A 16,473-nucleotide genomic window follows, 5' to 3' on the forward strand; every position below is an offset into this window, starting at 1 on the left:
CGCGGCGTTGTGTACCGATGCTGATGAGCAGCGTGTTGGCCTTTGCAGCTTTTTCCGTGCAGGCGCAAGTCGATGCTTATGTGGCACGCGAGCAGAGTGTGCGCACGTTTTTCACCGAGCTGTCGGGGCCACTGGGTAAGCCGGTAATTGTCAGCAAAGCCGCAGCGGCCAAACGGATTTCCGGTGAGTTCGACCTGAGCTCGGCGCAAAAGACCTTTGAGCGGATCAGCGCCCAGATGGGCCTGATTTGGTACAGCGATGGCCAGGCGATTTATCTGTATGACGCCTCTGAAATCAAAAGCTCAATGGCCACGCTACAGACGCTTTCCGTGGCGAAACTCAAGGCATTTCTGCAGCAGTCCGGGCTGCACGACGGCCGTTATCCATTGCGCAACGACGGCCTGCGTACCTTTCATATTGCCGGGCCGCCGATTTATGTCGACCTGGTGCTGCAAGCGGCCCAATTGATGGATAACCAGCGCTCGGACTTGCTATTGGGCAAGCAGCAGATTGGCGTGATTCAGGTGCAGAACACCTTTGTGGGTGATCGCAACTACGAGTTGCGCGATGACAAAGTGACCATCCCCGGAATGGCGACAGTGATCGAGCAGTTGCTGCGGGGCGAGAAGAGCGAAGTCGAACCCCGGGTGACGCAGACCACTGCACAGAAGCCCCAGGGCATGATGCCGGCGTTTCCCCTGGAAGGTCTGGCCACCGAGCCTTCAACTCAGGACCCGACAGCCCCGAGAGTACTGGCGCGGGAAGTGGCCGCCGGCAATATTCGGGTGGTGGCATATCCCGACACCAACAGCCTGCTGGTCAAGGGTCTGCCGGAACAGGTGCGTTTTATCGAAAACCTGGTGGGTGCGCTGGACACGCCAAAACGGCATGTGGAGTTGTCGTTGTGGATCATTGATTTGCACAAGGACGAACTCAATCAACTGGGCATCGAGTGGCAAGGCTCGGTGAAAATCGGTGGGCAGGCGCAAGCGTCGCTCAATGGTGGCTCTGCCACCACGCTGGATGGCGCCTCGTTTGTCGCACGAATCATGGCGTTGGAGCGTACCAGTCGAGCGAACGTCGTTGCGCGGCCGGTGATACTGACCCAGGAAAATGTGCCGGCGATCTTCGACAACAACCGGACGTTTTACGCGCCCTTGGTCGGGGAGCGCAGTGTCGATCTACAACACGTGACCTATGGCACGCTGGTGAATGTGTTGCCGCGCTTCGCCCAGGCGGACGAGATCGAGATGTCGCTCAATATCGAGGACGGCAACGAAGTCGAAAGCCCTGGTGGCGAGCGCCCGAACGCGCTACCGACGGTGGGCCGCACACGGATCAGCACGGTGGCGCGAGTGCCTCAGGGCAAGAGTCTGTTGGTCGGCGGTTTTACCCGTGATGACCACAGCGAGCAGATCGGGCGGGTGCCGGTGCTGGGTTCGATTCCCTGGATCGGTCGACTGTTCAGCTACCGTCAATCGCGCTCGGCGAATACGGTGCGAGTGTTCTTGATCCAGCCCCAGGAAATTATCAGCGCCATGCTGCCCGATACCGTCGAGCCTGGAGCACGCTTGATGACGCCCGAGCAACATGAGCGCGTGCGACGTGCCTACTTTCGCGCGGTGAACAATTGATCCTGCCGACGATTTCTACCGGTGGTCGCGCAGCACAAGCGCGACTGAACGCAGAGAAGGCCGCCGAGCACCCGCAACCGCAGGTCGGTGCGGACGTTGATGTGGATGAAAGTGGTACGGCTGCCGCCGTGCAGCGCTTTGTTCAGATCAGCGATGAAATGTCAGCGGCACTGGCTCAGTTTCGGGGGCGGCGGCATTTCGAACTCAAGTCTGACGCCATGACTGAAAACTTCGAAAGGGTGCTTGAAGACGATACCGTCCCCAAGGCTCGGCAAGTGCTGAGCCTGGCGCGCCTTGCAGACAAGCCCGTGACCTGGTTGCTGCAAATGGCTCGCAGTCTGTTTCCCGATGACAGTGACCTGGCGCTGGTGCTGCGAGAATTGCTGCGCCGTAAAAAGCTCGATGTCGGTACGCGTCAACGGCTCGAAACCTTATTGGAAACAGTGGTCGCGCAAAGCGCCCCCAAGCGCCTGAAAGCCGGGATCAACACCGCTTTGAAAGCGCGGTTGTTTGGCTCGGCGATCGCGGTGCGGGCGGGACTGCTGCGGGAAACCTACCGTGATTTCCTCGAGTCCGACGACGGCCCGGTCAGCTGCTATCAGGACTGGATTGCCCTGTTCGGCGCGTCACAGCGCATGAACGTATTGGCCTTCATCGAGGCCGCGTTGCTGACCGACATCAGTGCCCAGGACCCCAGTTGTTCACGCCGCGAGTTTGGCCAGTTGCTGGCCCGATTAACCGAGCTCAAGCGCCTGCGATCCGCGGAAAACCTGTTCATCGAGCGCTTGCTCAGCGATGAGCTGATCGTCCGGCACAACGCTCAGGAGGCTGATTGGCTGGTGTTTCTCCTGGGGTTGTTGACGTACCCCGATGAACTCAATCAGTTGTTGCTCGGCGCGCTGGGTGAAAGCGTGTTGCTGAGCCTGCACCGTGAGCGCTCGGCGCTGCTGCAGGTGGTGCGTCGGGTCAGTCTGCAACTGCCTTGCGAGTTGTTTTGCGATGAAGAAGCGCCGCAACGCCTGGCGCAACAGTTCAGTCAACTGGCGGACATCGCCTTCGCTCATGAATGCATCGAAAGGCGAGCACGCCATGCTTAATCTATTTTTGCGCAACGTCAGCGCACGTCCGGAACTGCTGATCCTGACGCTGATGGTGATGATCATCGCCATGCTGATCATTCCCTTGCCGACGGTGCTGGTGGATTTTCTCATCGGCTTGAACATCGTCATTTCGCTGCTGATATTCATGGGTTCGTTCTACATCGAACGCATCCTCAGTTATTCGACGTTCCCGGCCTTGCTGTTGTTGACCACGCTGTTTCGCCTGGCGCTGTCGATCAGTACCAGTCGACTGATCCTGAGTCAGGCCGATGCCGGGGACATCATTGCGTCCTTCGGCGAGTTCGTGATCGGTGAAAGCCTGGTGGTGGGTTTCGTGATTTTCTCCATCGTCACCATTGTTCAATTCATCGTCATCACCAAGGGGTCGGAGCGGGTTGCCGAAGTTGCGGCGCGCTTTTCCCTGGACGGGATGCCGGGCAAGCAAATGAGTATCGACGGCGACCTCAAGGCCGGCGCGATCACCGCCGAAGAGGCCAAGGAAAAACGCAGCGTGCTGGAGCGAGAAAGCCAGTTGTATGGCTCTTTCGACGGTGCGATGAAGTTCATCAAGGGTGATGCCATCGCCGGCATCATCATCATCTTCGTCAACTTCATCGGTGGCATGGCCATTGGTGTCGGGCAAATGGGCATGGACATGTCCACCGCGTTATCGACCTACACCTTGCTGACCATCGGCGATGGTCTGGTGGCACAGATCCCGGCGTTGCTGATTGCCATCGGCGCCGGTTTCATCGTCACCCGTGTCAACGGCGATGACAGCAACCTGGGGCGCAACATGCTCGCCCAAATGCTGGGCAATCCATTCGTACTGGGCGTGACCGCATTGCTGGCGGTGGGGGTCGGTTTTCTGCCGGGTTTTCCGTTGATGACCTTTCTGCCGATTGCCGCTGTACTGGGGCTGGTGGTTTTTTCCCGGCATCGCAAGGCCTCCCGAGTGGCTGGTCAGCCCGGCGAAACGCGGCCGGCGTCGCCAGCACCCGACGAGGCGCCCACCGAACTGGGGTTACTGGAAGACGTCGACAACATCGCTACAGAGACAATTGCCCTGATGCTGCTGGTGCCCACGGCACGGCTGAACGAGTTGAACAACGCCCGCCTGGTGGCGCGCTTTCGCAGTCAGTTCTTTGTCGATTACGGGTTGCGGATCCCCGAACCGCAGTTGCGCGCCAGCGACGCCTTGCCGGCCCATCAGGTCGCCGTCTTGATCAACGAAGTGCGTGCCGATCAGTTCGATATCCATTTCGACCACTGGCGCCTGCTCAACTATTCGCCAGACCTGGAACCCCTGGGGTTTGCACTGGTGCGCGGCACCGACAGCAACCGGTTGGGGGGCGTCTGGGTCAATGCCGACGACAAGGACCGGGTGCAGCAGTTGGGGTATCAACTGCGCCCGGCGTATGACGAGTGCTATCGCTGCCTGGTGACGTTGCTCGCGCGCAACATCCAGGAATTCTTCGGGGTGCAGGAAACCAAGCAGTTGCTCGACGAGATGGAAAGTCGCTACCCCGATCTGCTGAAGGAAGTGTACCGGCACGTCACGGTGCAGAAAATCGCCGAGGTCCTGCAACGGCTGATCGGCGAGCGGATTTCAGTGCGCAACATGAAATTGATCCTGGAGTCGCTGGCCCATTGGGCGTCGCGGGAAAAGGACGTGTTGGCCCTGGTCGAACATGTTCGTGGTGCGATGGCCCGCTACATCAGCAACAAGTTCGCCCACGGTAATGACCTGCGGGTATTGCTGTTGTCGGCGGAGTTCGAAGACGTTGTGCGCAAGGGTATCCGGCAGACGTCGGGCGGCAGTTTCATCAACCTGGACCCGGCTGAATCGGAAGAGTTGATGGACCGGCTGAGTGTCGGCCTGGACAGCGTGCACATCCCGCACAAGGACATGGTGGTGCTGTGTTCGGTCGATGTCCGGCGCTACATCAAAAAACTGATCGAGGGACGATTCCGCGAACTGGACGTGATGTCGTTCGGCGAAATCTCCGAGACGATTTCGGTCAATGTCATCAAGACGCTTTAAGGAAACCGGTAAATGAGACAGATGGACATTGCCCCGTTACTGCGCGAAGCGCTGTTGCACAGCGGTTGCACAGACGGGCAACTGGGGCATTTCGATAGCCACAGCACCATTGAACTGCACATGAGGGATGTGCCCAATGTCAACGTGGGTGACGTGGACGGTGAGGTGTGGGTCTGGGCGTCGATCACTGAAGCCAGGCCTCATGCCTTCGACCATTGCGCCGTCGATCTCTGGCAGTTTTTGTTGCAGGGCAACCCCTGGTCCCGCAGTGGGCAGTTGCACCTGTGCGAGGTTCAAGGCCAGCTCGAATTGCGCCTGATGTGCAATGAGCAAGCCCTGTGCGATGCCAGCCATTTTGCACAAGCCCTCGACGCCTTCGTGGTCGCGATGGAAGCGCTGTGCGGCATTCTACGGCTATGAATATGCGGCTGGAGCGACGTGCCGCGCATCCGTTGCGCCTGAGTGGGCCATTGCTCGAGGCGGCACTGGTCGATGTGGTCATCGGTGAGGTGTGCGAGGTGCGTCAGCACTGGCGTTCGCCGCAGTTGGCGGCCAGGGCGCAAGTCATCGGGTTCAAGCCCGGCGTGGTGCTGCTCAGTTTGCTGGGGGATGCCCGCGGGCTTTCCCGGGAGTCGCTGATCGTGCCGACGGGCTCGGTGTTGCGTCTGACGTGCAGCGATGCCCTGCTCGGCAGTGTGGTTGACCCACACGGCAATATCGTCGAGCGCCTGGCGCCGTCGCCGGCCTTTCTTGAGCAGGACTATCCGGTGGACGCCGACCCGCCGGCGTACCACCAGCGTCGGCCAGTGGCAGCGCCATTGATGACCGGCATTCGCGCGATTGATGGTTTGTTGACCTGTGGCATCGGCCAGCGCATCGGCATTTTTGCGGCGGCCGGGTCGGGCAAGACCTCGTTGATCAACATGCTGATCCAGCACACCGAGGCCGACGTTTTTGTGATTGGCCTGATCGGTGAGCGTGGCCGTGAAGTGACCGAGTTTGTCGAGCATCTGCGCCAATCGGAAAAGCGCTCGCGTTGCGTGGTGGTGTTCGCCACTTCCGATTTCTCGTCGGTGGATCGTTGCAATTCGGCCCTGCAGGCCACGGCTATCGCTGAGTATTTCCGTGACCAGGGGCAGCGCGTGGTGCTGTTGCTGGACTCGTTGACACGTTACGCCCGGGCGCGTCGCGACCTGGCGTTGGCGGCCGGCGAAGCACCGGCGCGCCGCGGTTACCCGGCGTCGGTGTTCGATGCCTTGCCGCGCTTGCTCGAACGCCCCGGTGTGACGGCTAAAGGCAGCATTACGGCCTGGTACACGGTGCTGCTGGAAAGTGACGATGAGCCGGACCCGATGGCCGAGGAGATCCGGTCGATTCTCGACGGGCATATTTATCTCAGCCGCGACCTGGCTGCCAAGGGCCATTTTCCGGCGATCGATGTGTTGCGCAGCGTCAGTCGTGTGGCGACACAGGTGACGAGTGCGCAGGTCCAGCAACTGGCGTCGTCAACCCGGGAAGTCCTCGCGCGTCTTGAGCAGTTGCAGATATTCCTCGACCTGGGGGAATACACCCCGGGTGCAAACGCCGGCAATGACCACGCCATGCAGCGGCGTGATGCGTTGACCGAGTGGCTGCGGCAGCCGACGAACGACTGTTCTCAGCCTGAAGAAACCCTGCGGAGTCTCAATGAACTCATTGCCTGACTGGCGTCGGTTGCTGGCGTTCAGTGATACCCGTCAGCGACGCGGTGAGCAGGCCCTTTTGCGCACGCAACAGCAATTGCGGCCACTGCGTCAGGAGCTGGCGGGTTTCGTTGAACAGGAAGCTTCGTTGCTCAGTCTGCTGGCCAGCCACCGCGCGCAGGATTGCGTTTTGGATCATGAGCAATTGCTGGCGTTGCTGCGACGCCAGGCGGTCATCCGGCGGCAGATACACCTGTTGCAGCTGGAGCGTGACCGCGTGGCCCGGCAGTGCCGGCAAATCGATGAATTGTTGTGCGAGCAACAACAACACCTGCGTGTTTTGCAGCGCAAGCACGGCCAATACGAACGCTCTGTCCAGCAGGTGGCGCGGGTGCAACGGCTTGAGCGTGTGCGCCGGGAAGAAAGGGAAATAGAAGAAATGACCGGAGTTCGGCGATGAAAGAGGTTTCTGTAGTGCCACGGTTACCGGTTCCAGGTGTCGAGCCTGGCGTTCAGGGTTCTGTGGATGAACTTGAGGACAAGTTTGTACCCGCTGAAGAGGATGAACTGCCGCAAGGTGTGCTGGATTTGCTTGCCACATTGGCAGTGCGCCATCGGGCAAGGGCAGGAACCGGTAGCGGAGCGGTACAGGCATCGATTCACTCGTCAAAGCAAGTCGTTGTCGAGAATCCTGTATCACCGATACGCCCGGAAGGGGCCGTCACGCATCAGCGATCCGTACCGAATCGTCTGGAGCCTGTCGTTTCGAGCCTTGAACCGGTTGCGATGTCGATGTCGACGCCGAAGTCTGACGCGCCGTTGCCGTCGATTGAACGCCCGTCGCGCCCGATTGATCCGTCATTGCCGCAATTGTCCTCATCGACGTCCAGCGAACAGGTCATTCCAACCGACGATGTCGAGTTTCCTGACGTCCCGCCAATTGCTCCTGACAGTCGAAGTGCGCCGACGGTTACGCGTCTCTCCAGCACTTCAGCCCCCGCGATGCCGCCTGCACCACCGCTCGAGATCATCGTCGAAGCAGTCGTTAGCGCGAGTCGTGATTTTCTCCAGGTTCCGTTCAACAAAGGTGCTGCCAGCGGACAAGTGACGATCACTCGAATGCCAGGCGAGTCGGTGCCGAACCTGGTGCTCAGTCCAAGTAATGCTCAGGTCTTCGAACACCTCAGAGAGCCTTTTTCACAGGTTTCGGATAGCCACTGGCGCCTCGCCGATACGACGGATGAGCAACCGCATCAAGGCTCGCATCAAGCGCCGGACGATGAGCAGGAAGAACAAGAGGACCGTCCGGCATGAGAGCGCTGGCGTTGCGCGGTGTGAATGCGCTGGCACATACCCGCTCGCAGACGGTTCAGCGCTGGCAGCGGGGCGGTCATCGTGCCGGGGTAGGCAGGCCCGAGGGGGCCTGCGGTTTTTTGCGTTTTTGCGCACAGGGCGAACAGGGCGATTGGCAGGGCTTGATCATGGCCCGCGAGTGGCTGCATCACTCGCTGCCGCAGTTGCCATTACTGCTGACGGTTGAGTGTCCCACGGCCAGTATCGCCGGGTTGTTCCGCGCGGTGCCGCATCCCTTGGTCATCAACCTGGATGAGTTGCACTACCAGAACCTGTCTGACGTCGAGTTGATTGAGCCGTCGAGCTTGCCTGCGCAGGCGTTGCCGTGGCTCGACACCGCTCGGGGCCGGATGTGGTTCACGCTGCTGCCGCCTGAATGCCCTGATAACGGCGTGTTGGATTCCTGGCTGACCGATTTGCCGTTGCACCTGGAGTTGCGGCTGGGCGTCAGTGACCTCAGTGGCGCAAACCATTTGCGGCTCGGGGTGGGCGATGTACTGCGGATAACCCGGCTGACGCATCAGTGTCTGTTGGCGAATTGTGGCATCGGCGTTTTCACGTTCAATGAAGAGGGGTTACACATGGAACTGACGGTCGCCGATTCGAGCGCGCAGGAAGTTGTCGGGCTTGATCATTTACCGGTTCGTCTGGAGTTCGTTCTGGCGACCCACGACATCGAGTTGGGCACGCTGAAGCAGTTCATCGCCGGCCAACTGATACCACTGGCCGCCAATGCAGCGCAGCACATTGAAGTGCGCGCCAATGGCAAGCGGGTTGCGCGCGGGGAGTTGGTCCAGTTGGACGAGCAACTGGGCGTCGAGTTGCTTGAGGTCTATCGGAATACCCGTGATGAATGATGTGTCGCTGATTGCGCTGCTGGCGTTCGCGTCATTGCTGCCGTTCCTGGTGGCAGCCGGCACCTGCTACATCAAGTTTTCCATCGTGTTTGTCATCGTGCGCAATGCGCTGGGGCTGCAGCAGGTGCCATCGAACATGGCGCTCAATGCAATTGCACTGATGCTGGCGATTTTCGTGATGACGCCGGTCATGAAGCAGGGTTACGGCTATTACAAGGACGAGCAGGTGGCCTTTACCGACGTTGAATCGGTGGTGAATTTTGCCGAGAACGGTTTGGGTGGCTACAAGGACTACCTGCGTAAATACACCGATCCGGAACTGGCGCAGTTCTTTGAGCGCGCACAAGCGGCACAGCGTGAAGAGGATACCGAACTGCATGGCGAAGAAGCCCTCGAACCTTCGCTGTTTTCGTTGTTGCCAGCCTATGCCCTGAGTGAAATCAAGAGCGCGTTCAAGATCGGCTTCTATCTGTACCTGCCGTTCGTGATCGTCGACCTGGTGATCTCCAGCATCCTGCTGGCGCTGGGCATGATGATGATGAGCCCGGTGATCATTTCAGTGCCGATCAAACTGGTGTTGTTTGTCGCGCTGGATGGGTGGGCGCTGCTGTCCACCGGTTTGGTCAAGCAATACCTGACCTTACTGGTTTAGGGGGCTCGATGAACGATCTGGTATATGCCGGTAACAAAACCTTGTACCTGATCCTGCTGATGGTGGCGTGGCCGATCATTGTCGCAACCGTGGTCGGTCTGGTGGTCGGTCTGGTTCAGACCGTGACCCAGTTGCAGGAACAGACGCTGCCGTTCGGTTTCAAATTGATGTCGGTCGCAGCGTGCCTGTTTTTGCTTTCGGGTTGGTACGGCGAAACCTTGCTTGATTTCAGTCGTGAAGTCATGCGCCTGGCCTTGAGTTAGGCCGATGTCGGTTTCGCTGTTTTTCGATCTGTACGCCTTGCTCGCTGGCGCCGCCCTGGGATTCGCGCGGCTGGCGCCGATATTTTTCATGTTGCCGTTTTTGAACAGCGGGGTGCTGACAGGGGTTCCACGTCAGGCCGTCATCATACTGGTGGCGCTGGGTTTTTGGGCGTCGGTCGGTGAGCCGTTGCCACGCCTCGACGGATTGGCGTTTTTCGGTCTATTGATGCGTGAGGCAGGTATCGGCGCATTGCTTGGGTTGCTGCTGTGCTGGCCATTCTGGGTACTGCACGCCATGGGCAATCTCATCGACAACCAGCGCGGCGCTATGCTCAGCAGCACCGTGGACCCGGCCAACGGCACGGATACCTCGGAGCTTGCGAATTTTCTGCAGTTGTTCGCAGCGGCGGTTTACCTCGAAGGCGGCGGCATGCTGTTGATGCTGGAAACCGTCGGCCACAGTTATCGCATTTGCGCGCCGGCCAGCTGCGAGATGCAATTGCAACCAATCCTGAACCTGTTGGATGCACTGGTCAGCAAGACCGTGGTGATCAGCGCACCGGTGGTGGCCACCCTGTTGATCAGCGAAGCGCTGCTCGGATTGCTGTCGCGGTATGCGCCGCAAATGAACGCCTTCTCGGTGTCGCTGACGGTCAAGAGCCTGGTGGCGCTGGTGGTGTTGATGCTGTATTTCGGCGTGCACCTGCCCGACGAAGTCCTGCGCATGGCGACGAAATCCCAGGCGCTGGAGCGTTACCTGAAAGGGGAGAGTGGAGATGTCTTCCAGCGCCTCGAAAACTGAAAAGCCTACCGCCAAGAAACTGCGGGATGCGTCGCGCAAAGGGCAGACGTTCAAGGCCAAAGACCTGGTGGTCACCTGCCTGACCTTGTGCGGCATCACCTACATGGTGCTCAACAGTTCGCTGCTGGAAGTCATGGAGGTCTACCGGCGCATCATCGCCAGCGGCTTTGATGCCGACCTGCAAAAGTACGCGGCGATGTTGGTGGTGGTCGGGCTCAAGACGCTGCTGCCATTGTTGTTGGTGTGCGTCTTGACCAGCGCGTTGCCCGCGTTGCTGCAAAGCGGTTTTGCGTTGGCCAGTGAGGCCTTGAAGCTGAATCTGGGCGCGTTGAACCCGATCAATGGCTTCAAAAAACTGTTCAGCATGCGCACGGTCAAGGACACGGTCAAAGCGTTGCTTTATCTGGGCAGTTTTGCCCTTGCGTTGTGGATTGTCTGGATGACGCAGCGGCAATTGCTGTTCGCTCAGCTGTTCGCCCAAGCACCGGATCTGTTCGCGATCTGGGGCCATTTGCTGTTGGTGCTGGTGCTGGCATTTCTGGGGTGCGTGCTGCTGATCGTGGTGCTCGATGCCCTCAGCGAATACTGGCTGTTCATGAAAGATCAAATGATGGACAAGGACTCGGTCAAGCGCGAACACAAGGAACAGGACGGCAATCCGCAAATCAAGAGCCGCCGCCGCGACTTGCACATGGAGTTGCTGTCGGAGCAGGTCAAGTCCGACGTGCGCAGCTCGCGCATGATTATCGCCAACCCGACCCACATCGCGATCGGTGTGTATTTCCGCCCGGAAATCACCCTGTTGCCGTTCATCTCGTTGATGGAAACCAACCAGCGTGCACTCGCGGTCCGGGCGTACGCCGCCGAGGTCGGAGTGCCGGTGATCAATGACATCGCCCTGGCGCGGCGCATCTTCAAGACCCATCAGCGCTACAGCTTCCTCCAGGTGCAGGAAATCGAAGAAGTCCTGCGCCTGTTGATCTGGCTCGAGCAAGTCGAGCAGGCCTGATCCCCCTTTCTTTATCCATCCCATCGTTGGCATGAGCGCAATTTGGCAGCGTGACCGCCAGCGCTTTGGCTCAATGCGTTCGTCAGCGACGCTGGCGTTTTTTCAGGAGTGTGGCTGATGAGTCGCAACAACCAACAAGATGAACAGGTCGCTCTGGCGGTCGTGGATGCGGTGCTCGCAGGGGCGGCGTTAAAGGACATTCGGGGCATCAGCGACGAGCACATGGATGGCCTCTATGCCTTCGCTTTCCAGTTCTATGAGCAAGGCCGGCTGGACGATGCGGAGAAGTTCTTCCACTTCCTGTGCATTTACGACTTTTACAACAGCCATTACTGGATGGGGTTGGCCGCCGTACACCAGCTCAAACAGAACCACCAGAAAGCAATCGACCTGTACGCCATCGCCTTCGCCCAAGGCAACAACGACTACCGACCGATGTTCTACACCGGTCAGTGTCAGCTCGCCCTGGGCAAGATCGGCAAGGCCAGGTTGTGTTTCGAATACGTAATCGAGCAGGCCACGGAAGAGGAACTGCGCACGCAAGCCCAGGTGTATCTCGACACCCTGGGTCACATGGAAAAGCACTGTTCAGAGGATGGAAAATGAGCGAAATCAGAAACGTTTCAACCCCGGGTTTTCTGGGCGCACAGGGCCGTGCCGAGGCATTTGAAATCTACGGTCAAGCCGCGAGTCAGGCCGCTAGAACGGCAGACTTTCAGAAGGCTAGCCAAGAGGCTTTTGCAGACCTGATGTCGGTGAATTACGAGTCGGGTGAGCATGGCAAATCAACCGCAGGAACAGGCAGGCCGCAGCTGCATGCGCCACTGGCGCGCGCTGACGGCAAAAAAGAGTCGGACGGTGACCTGTTCACGCTGTTGATGGCGATGATTTGCGAACTGATTGGCGAGGTCGAAGGGAGCAAGCTGAAAAACCGATTGGCCATGCTGCAAAACATGGCCGGCGCCAAGCAACAAGGTCTTGAAAAACTGGCCGCTGAGTACACCGCGGCTGTCGAAGCCTTCGCGGCGGCTGAGGAGGCGGTCGGTGGCAGCCAGCAACAGCTCGAGAAGCTGCGCGAGCGGGTTCAGCACTTCCAGGGCCTGCTGGATGAAAGCGAAGCCCGTCTGGCCGGGCTTGATCCCGATTCGCCAGAGTATGCGAGCGAGTTGGCGATTAGAGATCGGCTAAAAGGCGAGCTCGCGGGCCATACCCAGGCCTTTGAAAAAGCCACCGTTGCTCATCTGAAATTGATCGAGATCGCAAACGCCGCGGCTAAAACCTTGTCCGTCGTGGCCGCGAACGTGCAGGCGGCGGGGCTCGGTGGAGCACAGATCAAAGCGTTGGACGAAAAGGCACTGAGCAGCAGCGCACTGGCGCTGTTTCACCGACTGATGAACATCGAGTTGCTGGGGGAGGCGGAGGAGAACAAGGAAAAGCGCAATCAGGAGCTTTTCATGGAGCTACAGGCCAAGTTGCAGGAAAAGATGCAGCTGGAGTCGGACAAGTATCTGGAAGAGGTGCGCAAGGCCGAGGCGTTGCAGAAGACCATGGGCTGCATCGGCAAGATCGTTGGCGCCTTGTTGAGTATTGCCACCATTGCCGCAGGTGTTCTGACCGCTAACCCGGTGCTCATTGCGGTGGGGGTGATTGGCGCTGTGGTGATGATCTCGGACGAAGTGGTCAAGGAGCTTACGGGCGTGTCGTTCATGTCTGAAGCCATGAAACCGCTGATGATGGTGATGCAGGAAGCCATCAAGTTGTTTACCGAGCTCTATACCAAGCTGCTGATCGCGTTTGGCGTCGATCCGGAAACAGCGAAGGATATCGCACAGATCGCCGGGATGATTCAGGGGATCGTCGCCACCCTTGCAGCGATTGCGTTGGCGGTGGTTGTCGGGGTTCAGGTGATTGGGCCGATGATCAGCGCGGTCGCTTCGAAACTGGCTTCGATGGTTGCTCAGGCCGCGCCTGCTGCCGTGCAGGCGATGAAGCAAGTGGCGTCATCGGTCAGCAACACGCTCACCCAAATGCTGACGCAATTACGCAGTTTCATCACCAACGGCGCCGATCCCGTATCCCTGGCCCGCTACGCGGCCAATCTGGAAATCGCTCAGGCCGTCACCGAATTCGGCAACGTCGCGGCGCAGGGCGGCTTACAGGTGGCAAGCGGCGCCCATCAGGCCCAGGCCGCCGAGCACCTGGCCGACGTGCGAATCCGCATGGCGATCAGTGAAGAAATCACCGCCTACCTCACCCGACTGGTCGAGGACTATGGCAAAGCGATGCAAGACAGAACCCGGCAGATCGAACAGGTTTTTGCCGATATGCAACGCAGCCATTCGGTCAGCCTGCAAATGGTCCGGCACGTTTGAACCCACCCGCTAAAAGGTATCTCTCATGATTTCCAATGGTGTATTGGCTTTCCGTTCGCTTATCCATACGCAAGCGACTGCGGTGGCCGAAAAAGTATTTCATTCGCCCGCATCCGTATTGAGCGGCGTAATCGGCCAGCAGCAAATTCTCGAAAAAACTGAAGTGGCAGCTCCTTCGGCAGCGGAACTCGAAAGGGACATTGACGCGTATCAGCCCAGCGAATCTGACTGGCAGGACTTGGTCTTCGCCACGACGACGCTCAGCGATGAAGTGCGCAACGATCTGGCGTTCGACCCTGGCGCCTGGGAAAAACACGCCAACGTATTGGTCGCCGCCATTATTGCGTTGAATGTTGCGCGGGTTGCCAACAGCATCCTGCGAGGCCATTTCAGTGTCATGGCGGCCGACGCCGCCAAGTCCCAAGGCGCTGCCATTGTTGAATCCGGCAAGGCGGCCATGTACAGCGCCATCACTGCCGCGGTGGTTTCCGGGGCGATAGCGGGCTTTGCGTTGGTCAAGATGCTTAACGGGCAAGGGCTGAAACATGCGGATATCAACCTGCATAAACGCAATGCCTTGGATGCCAGCCACCTCGAGCAGGACTTGAGGTCTGCTCGGGCGAGGGAAGACTGGAGCCCGCAAACGACCTACAAAATAAAGACGTTCGATGATTTCGGGCGATCGACGTCCGTGGACTTCAAGCCCCAGGGCTCCACGCTGACCGCCAAGGAACAGGCATGGTTCGATGCTGAAATCCTCAAGGCGCAGAAGGTAGGCCAGACGTCGGGTTGGCTGAGCGAGATGTGCAGCAAGGGCATCGAGAAGAAACTCGACATCGGTCGGGCCCTCAATACCATGGCGATGACCATTAGCCAGGTGGTGTCGAGCATGGTGCGGATCGCCGAGCACGCCGCGCGCGAAAAAGAAGTGCTGCAACAAAGTGCGCAAAACACCCAAAAAAGCCTGGCCGATGAAGTCGGACAAAAGGATGCGGCGGACGCAGCGTTGCTGCAAAAGTTCATGGACATCGTGATGCAACTTTTCCAATCGCGCATTGAAGTCATTGGCGCGCTGACGCGCGGCTGATAGGAGAAACTGATGAAAATATCTGACTCTACACCTCCCAATGGCCGGGCTCCTGCGGACGTCCAAGTGTCTAGGGCCGCACCTTTGCCACCTCCGATGCCGCCTGATGTTCCGGCGGCGTTCACACCCGGTGAATTGTTGGAGCGCTCTACCAAGGCGCTGCACAGAAAATACGAAAATATGCTGCGGAGTCAGTCAGGCGCGTCTGAGATACGATGGCTGATGTGGTCTCAGCAACTGCGCCAGTCTGGTTCGGTGATGACGTTTTGTCTGCACACGTTGCCGATGGAACAACGTCAGAACCTTGTGGACGAGCAGGACCGTATCCTGAGCGAACTGAGCAAGATGCACGTACCGCCAGAGATTGCGGATGCATTCGATGCTGGCGTGAAATCATCGAATGATTTCTTCGACAAACTGCTTGAACTGATTGACCTGATCAAGAACGGTTACCTGGCAGGCTACGAACACATCATCGCGGCCTATTCGGATTTCTTTGCCGATTTCAATAAAGAAATCACTGCAAAGATGAAGGAATGGATCGACGGCGCGAATGACGGTAAAGAGGTCAAGCTCAACGCCGGCGCGCTGAGAGCCGCATTGACCAGCCTGCTCAACAAATACTCCCATCCCAACCCCGCCGCCGTACTGTTCCCGGCCCCAGGCAAAGAGGGCGTGGGCCGGGAGGAGGCGGACAACTGGCGCAAAGCGCTGGGCCTGCCTGACAGTTGCCTCAAGCAAAATGCTGACGGCACTTGGTGTGTGGTCATGGACACCGGGCCGTTATCGACCATGCTGGCCAGTTTGCCAGCCGGTGGCACCGTGACCTGGGACACTGCCAAATTCCAGGCTTGGCAAACCGGCTTCAATGCCCAGGAGGAACGCATGAAAAACACGCTGCAATCCTTCACGCAGAAATACTCGAACGCTAACTCCTATCACGATAATTTCAATAAGACTTTGTCTTCTCATATTAATCAGTATTCGGACATGCTTAAGGCTATGTTGAATTTCTGATGCGGAAAGTTATCGCATAAGTCGCAGATTTTAATATTAATGAGGGGCGCAGTTCCGATTTGTTTCAGTTGGAGCTGTGCCTGCTTTAGCTGTGATTTTTATAAAGGGTAGTACTGAGTATGCAAAGTGATGAACTTGAAGTTGAGCGTCAGGTGATCAGGGTACTGTCGGACTATTTTCCCGTGGGGCGTCGGACAATAGAAGCCAGTTCGCGGTTGGTAGAGGACTTGTATGTTGATTCGATGAGTGTTGTGGAGATTGTTATGGCACTTAATGAAGCATTCGATATTGAGCTGCCCGCGGTTGGAGTGGCAGAGTGGAAAACGGTGATGGATATTAGCCGTTCGGTTAGCGTGTCCAGGCAGACGCGTTGATAGCTTCATTCAATGTCATTTTTCGATATGCGTATTTTTGAGGTTGTATGAATGTAGGCGGTCTTTGTAGTGCTTGGCGATTCGTCCTACATCGCATGTCGCATATTCGCTATGTTTAAGGCGAATTATCCTACGGAATAGTCTCGCTCATCTTTCTATAGTCGCGCAGCTTGTCATCTTCAAGCCGTTTTACTAACGGCTTGATTGCGTTTCAGTACCTTTCTATA

17 protein-coding genes are annotated in these 16,473 nt (G+C 58.2%); all 17 read left to right on the forward strand.

Features of this window, described 5'->3' with window-relative positions:
- Positions 1–17 precede the first annotated feature (17 nt).
- Positions 18–1,634 (forward strand): type III secretion system outer membrane ring subunit SctC, encoded by a 1,617-nt coding sequence (gene sctC, locus ACA052_RS08355; protein WP_497650284.1) that lies wholly within the window; start codon positions 18–20, stop codon positions 1,632–1,634.
- Positions 1,631–2,731 (forward strand): type III secretion system gatekeeper subunit SctW, encoded by a 1,101-nt coding sequence (sctW, locus tag ACA052_RS08360; RefSeq protein WP_497649224.1) that lies wholly within the window; start codon positions 1,631–1,633, stop codon positions 2,729–2,731. The genes sctC and sctW overlap by 4 nt, the downstream gene beginning before the upstream one ends.
- Positions 2,724–4,778, forward strand: a complete 2,055-nt coding sequence (locus ACA052_RS08365) for an EscV/YscV/HrcV family type III secretion system export apparatus protein (protein WP_497649225.1) — start codon at positions 2,724–2,726, stop codon at positions 4,776–4,778. The genes sctW and ACA052_RS08365 overlap by 8 nt, the downstream gene beginning before the upstream one ends.
- A gap of 12 nt (positions 4,779–4,790) precedes the next feature.
- On the forward strand, positions 4,791–5,198 hold the full coding sequence (locus tag ACA052_RS08370; protein ID WP_497649226.1) for an InvB/SpaK family type III secretion system chaperone: 408 nt from the start codon (positions 4,791–4,793) through the stop codon (positions 5,196–5,198).
- Positions 5,195–6,481, forward strand: coding sequence for a type III secretion system ATPase SctN (gene sctN / locus ACA052_RS08375; protein WP_497649227.1), 1,287 nt, complete (start codon positions 5,195–5,197; stop codon positions 6,479–6,481). The genes ACA052_RS08370 and sctN overlap by 4 nt, the downstream gene beginning before the upstream one ends.
- Positions 6,465–6,920, forward strand: coding sequence for a SpaM family type III secretion system protein (locus tag ACA052_RS08380; RefSeq protein WP_497649228.1), 456 nt, complete (start codon positions 6,465–6,467; stop codon positions 6,918–6,920). Before sctN ends, ACA052_RS08380 begins: the two co-directional genes overlap by 17 nt.
- A gap of 62 nt (positions 6,921–6,982) precedes the next feature.
- The gene (locus tag ACA052_RS08385) at positions 6,983–7,774 is read left to right on the forward strand and encodes a SpaN/EivJ family type III secretion system needle length determinant (RefSeq protein WP_497649229.1); all 792 of its coding nucleotides are present in this window, start codon (positions 6,983–6,985) and stop codon (positions 7,772–7,774) included.
- Complete coding sequence (locus ACA052_RS08390) at positions 7,771–8,670, forward strand: FliM/FliN family flagellar motor switch protein (RefSeq protein ID WP_497649230.1); 900 nt, start codon at positions 7,771–7,773, stop codon at positions 8,668–8,670. Before ACA052_RS08385 ends, ACA052_RS08390 begins: the two co-directional genes overlap by 4 nt.
- Positions 8,663–9,322 (forward strand): EscR/YscR/HrcR family type III secretion system export apparatus protein, encoded by a 660-nt coding sequence (locus ACA052_RS08395; protein ID WP_497649231.1) that lies wholly within the window; start codon positions 8,663–8,665, stop codon positions 9,320–9,322. Before ACA052_RS08390 ends, ACA052_RS08395 begins: the two co-directional genes overlap by 8 nt.
- Before the next feature lie 8 nt (positions 9,323–9,330).
- Positions 9,331–9,585 carry an EscS/YscS/HrcS family type III secretion system export apparatus protein gene (locus ACA052_RS08400; protein ID WP_019689496.1) on the forward strand — a complete coding sequence of 85 codons (255 nt, stop codon included), beginning with the start codon at positions 9,331–9,333 and terminating at the stop codon, positions 9,583–9,585.
- 4 nt (positions 9,586–9,589) lie between these two features.
- The gene (gene sctT / locus ACA052_RS08405; protein ID WP_497649232.1) at positions 9,590–10,387 is read left to right on the forward strand and encodes a type III secretion system export apparatus subunit SctT; all 798 of its coding nucleotides are present in this window, start codon (positions 9,590–9,592) and stop codon (positions 10,385–10,387) included.
- The gene (locus ACA052_RS08410) at positions 10,362–11,396 is read left to right on the forward strand and encodes an EscU/YscU/HrcU family type III secretion system export apparatus switch protein (protein WP_497649233.1); all 1,035 of its coding nucleotides are present in this window, start codon (positions 10,362–10,364) and stop codon (positions 11,394–11,396) included. Before sctT ends, ACA052_RS08410 begins: the two co-directional genes overlap by 26 nt.
- Positions 11,397–11,513: 117 nt before the next feature.
- The gene (gene sicA / locus ACA052_RS08415) at positions 11,514–12,002 is read left to right on the forward strand and encodes a type III secretion system translocator chaperone SicA (protein WP_497649234.1); all 489 of its coding nucleotides are present in this window, start codon (positions 11,514–11,516) and stop codon (positions 12,000–12,002) included.
- Entirely contained in the window at positions 11,999–13,768 is a 1,770-nt protein-coding gene (gene sctE / locus ACA052_RS08420; RefSeq protein ID WP_497649235.1) for a type III secretion system translocon subunit SseC family protein, read from the forward strand. Before sicA ends, sctE begins: the two co-directional genes overlap by 4 nt.
- A gap of 25 nt (positions 13,769–13,793) precedes the next feature.
- Positions 13,794–14,855 carry an IpaC/SipC family type III secretion system effector gene (locus tag ACA052_RS08425; protein WP_497649236.1) on the forward strand — a complete coding sequence of 354 codons (1,062 nt, stop codon included), beginning with the start codon at positions 13,794–13,796 and terminating at the stop codon, positions 14,853–14,855.
- A 12-nt stretch (positions 14,856–14,867) separates the two neighbouring features.
- On the forward strand, positions 14,868–15,872 hold the full coding sequence (locus ACA052_RS08430) for an IpaD/SipD/SspD family type III secretion system needle tip protein (RefSeq protein ID WP_497649237.1): 1,005 nt from the start codon (positions 14,868–14,870) through the stop codon (positions 15,870–15,872).
- A gap of 119 nt (positions 15,873–15,991) precedes the next feature.
- Positions 15,992–16,246, forward strand: a complete 255-nt coding sequence (locus ACA052_RS08435; RefSeq protein ID WP_497649238.1) for a phosphopantetheine-binding protein — start codon at positions 15,992–15,994, stop codon at positions 16,244–16,246.
- The last annotated feature ends 227 nt before the right edge of the window (positions 16,247–16,473 follow it).

This window comes from Pseudomonas sp. LBUM1644, from assembly GCF_059716195.1.

Coding starts and splice junctions, on each gene's coding strand:
- sctE (WP_497649235.1), top strand. CDS start 11,999: ATGAGCGAAATCAGAAACGTTTCAACCCCGGGTTTTCTGGGCGCACAG.
- ACA052_RS08435 (WP_497649238.1), top strand. CDS start 15,992: ATGCAAAGTGATGAACTTGAAGTTGAGCGTCAGGTGATCAGGGTACTG.
- sctC (WP_497650284.1), top strand. CDS start 18: ATGCTGATGAGCAGCGTGTTGGCCTTTGCAGCTTTTTCCGTGCAGGCG.
- ACA052_RS08400 (WP_019689496.1), top strand. CDS start 9,331: ATGAACGATCTGGTATATGCCGGTAACAAAACCTTGTACCTGATCCTG.
- sicA (WP_497649234.1), top strand. CDS start 11,514: ATGAGTCGCAACAACCAACAAGATGAACAGGTCGCTCTGGCGGTCGTG.
- sctT (WP_497649232.1), top strand. CDS start 9,590: ATGTCGGTTTCGCTGTTTTTCGATCTGTACGCCTTGCTCGCTGGCGCC.
- sctN (WP_497649227.1), top strand. CDS start 5,195: ATGAATATGCGGCTGGAGCGACGTGCCGCGCATCCGTTGCGCCTGAGT.
- ACA052_RS08370 (WP_497649226.1), top strand. CDS start 4,791: ATGAGACAGATGGACATTGCCCCGTTACTGCGCGAAGCGCTGTTGCAC.
- ACA052_RS08425 (WP_497649236.1), top strand. CDS start 13,794: ATGATTTCCAATGGTGTATTGGCTTTCCGTTCGCTTATCCATACGCAA.
- ACA052_RS08410 (WP_497649233.1), top strand. CDS start 10,362: ATGTCTTCCAGCGCCTCGAAAACTGAAAAGCCTACCGCCAAGAAACTG.
- ACA052_RS08380 (WP_497649228.1), top strand. CDS start 6,465: ATGAACTCATTGCCTGACTGGCGTCGGTTGCTGGCGTTCAGTGATACC.
- ACA052_RS08395 (WP_497649231.1), top strand. CDS start 8,663: ATGAATGATGTGTCGCTGATTGCGCTGCTGGCGTTCGCGTCATTGCTG.
- ACA052_RS08365 (WP_497649225.1), top strand. CDS start 2,724: ATGCTTAATCTATTTTTGCGCAACGTCAGCGCACGTCCGGAACTGCTG.
- ACA052_RS08390 (WP_497649230.1), top strand. CDS start 7,771: ATGAGAGCGCTGGCGTTGCGCGGTGTGAATGCGCTGGCACATACCCGC.
- ACA052_RS08430 (WP_497649237.1), top strand. CDS start 14,868: ATGAAAATATCTGACTCTACACCTCCCAATGGCCGGGCTCCTGCGGAC.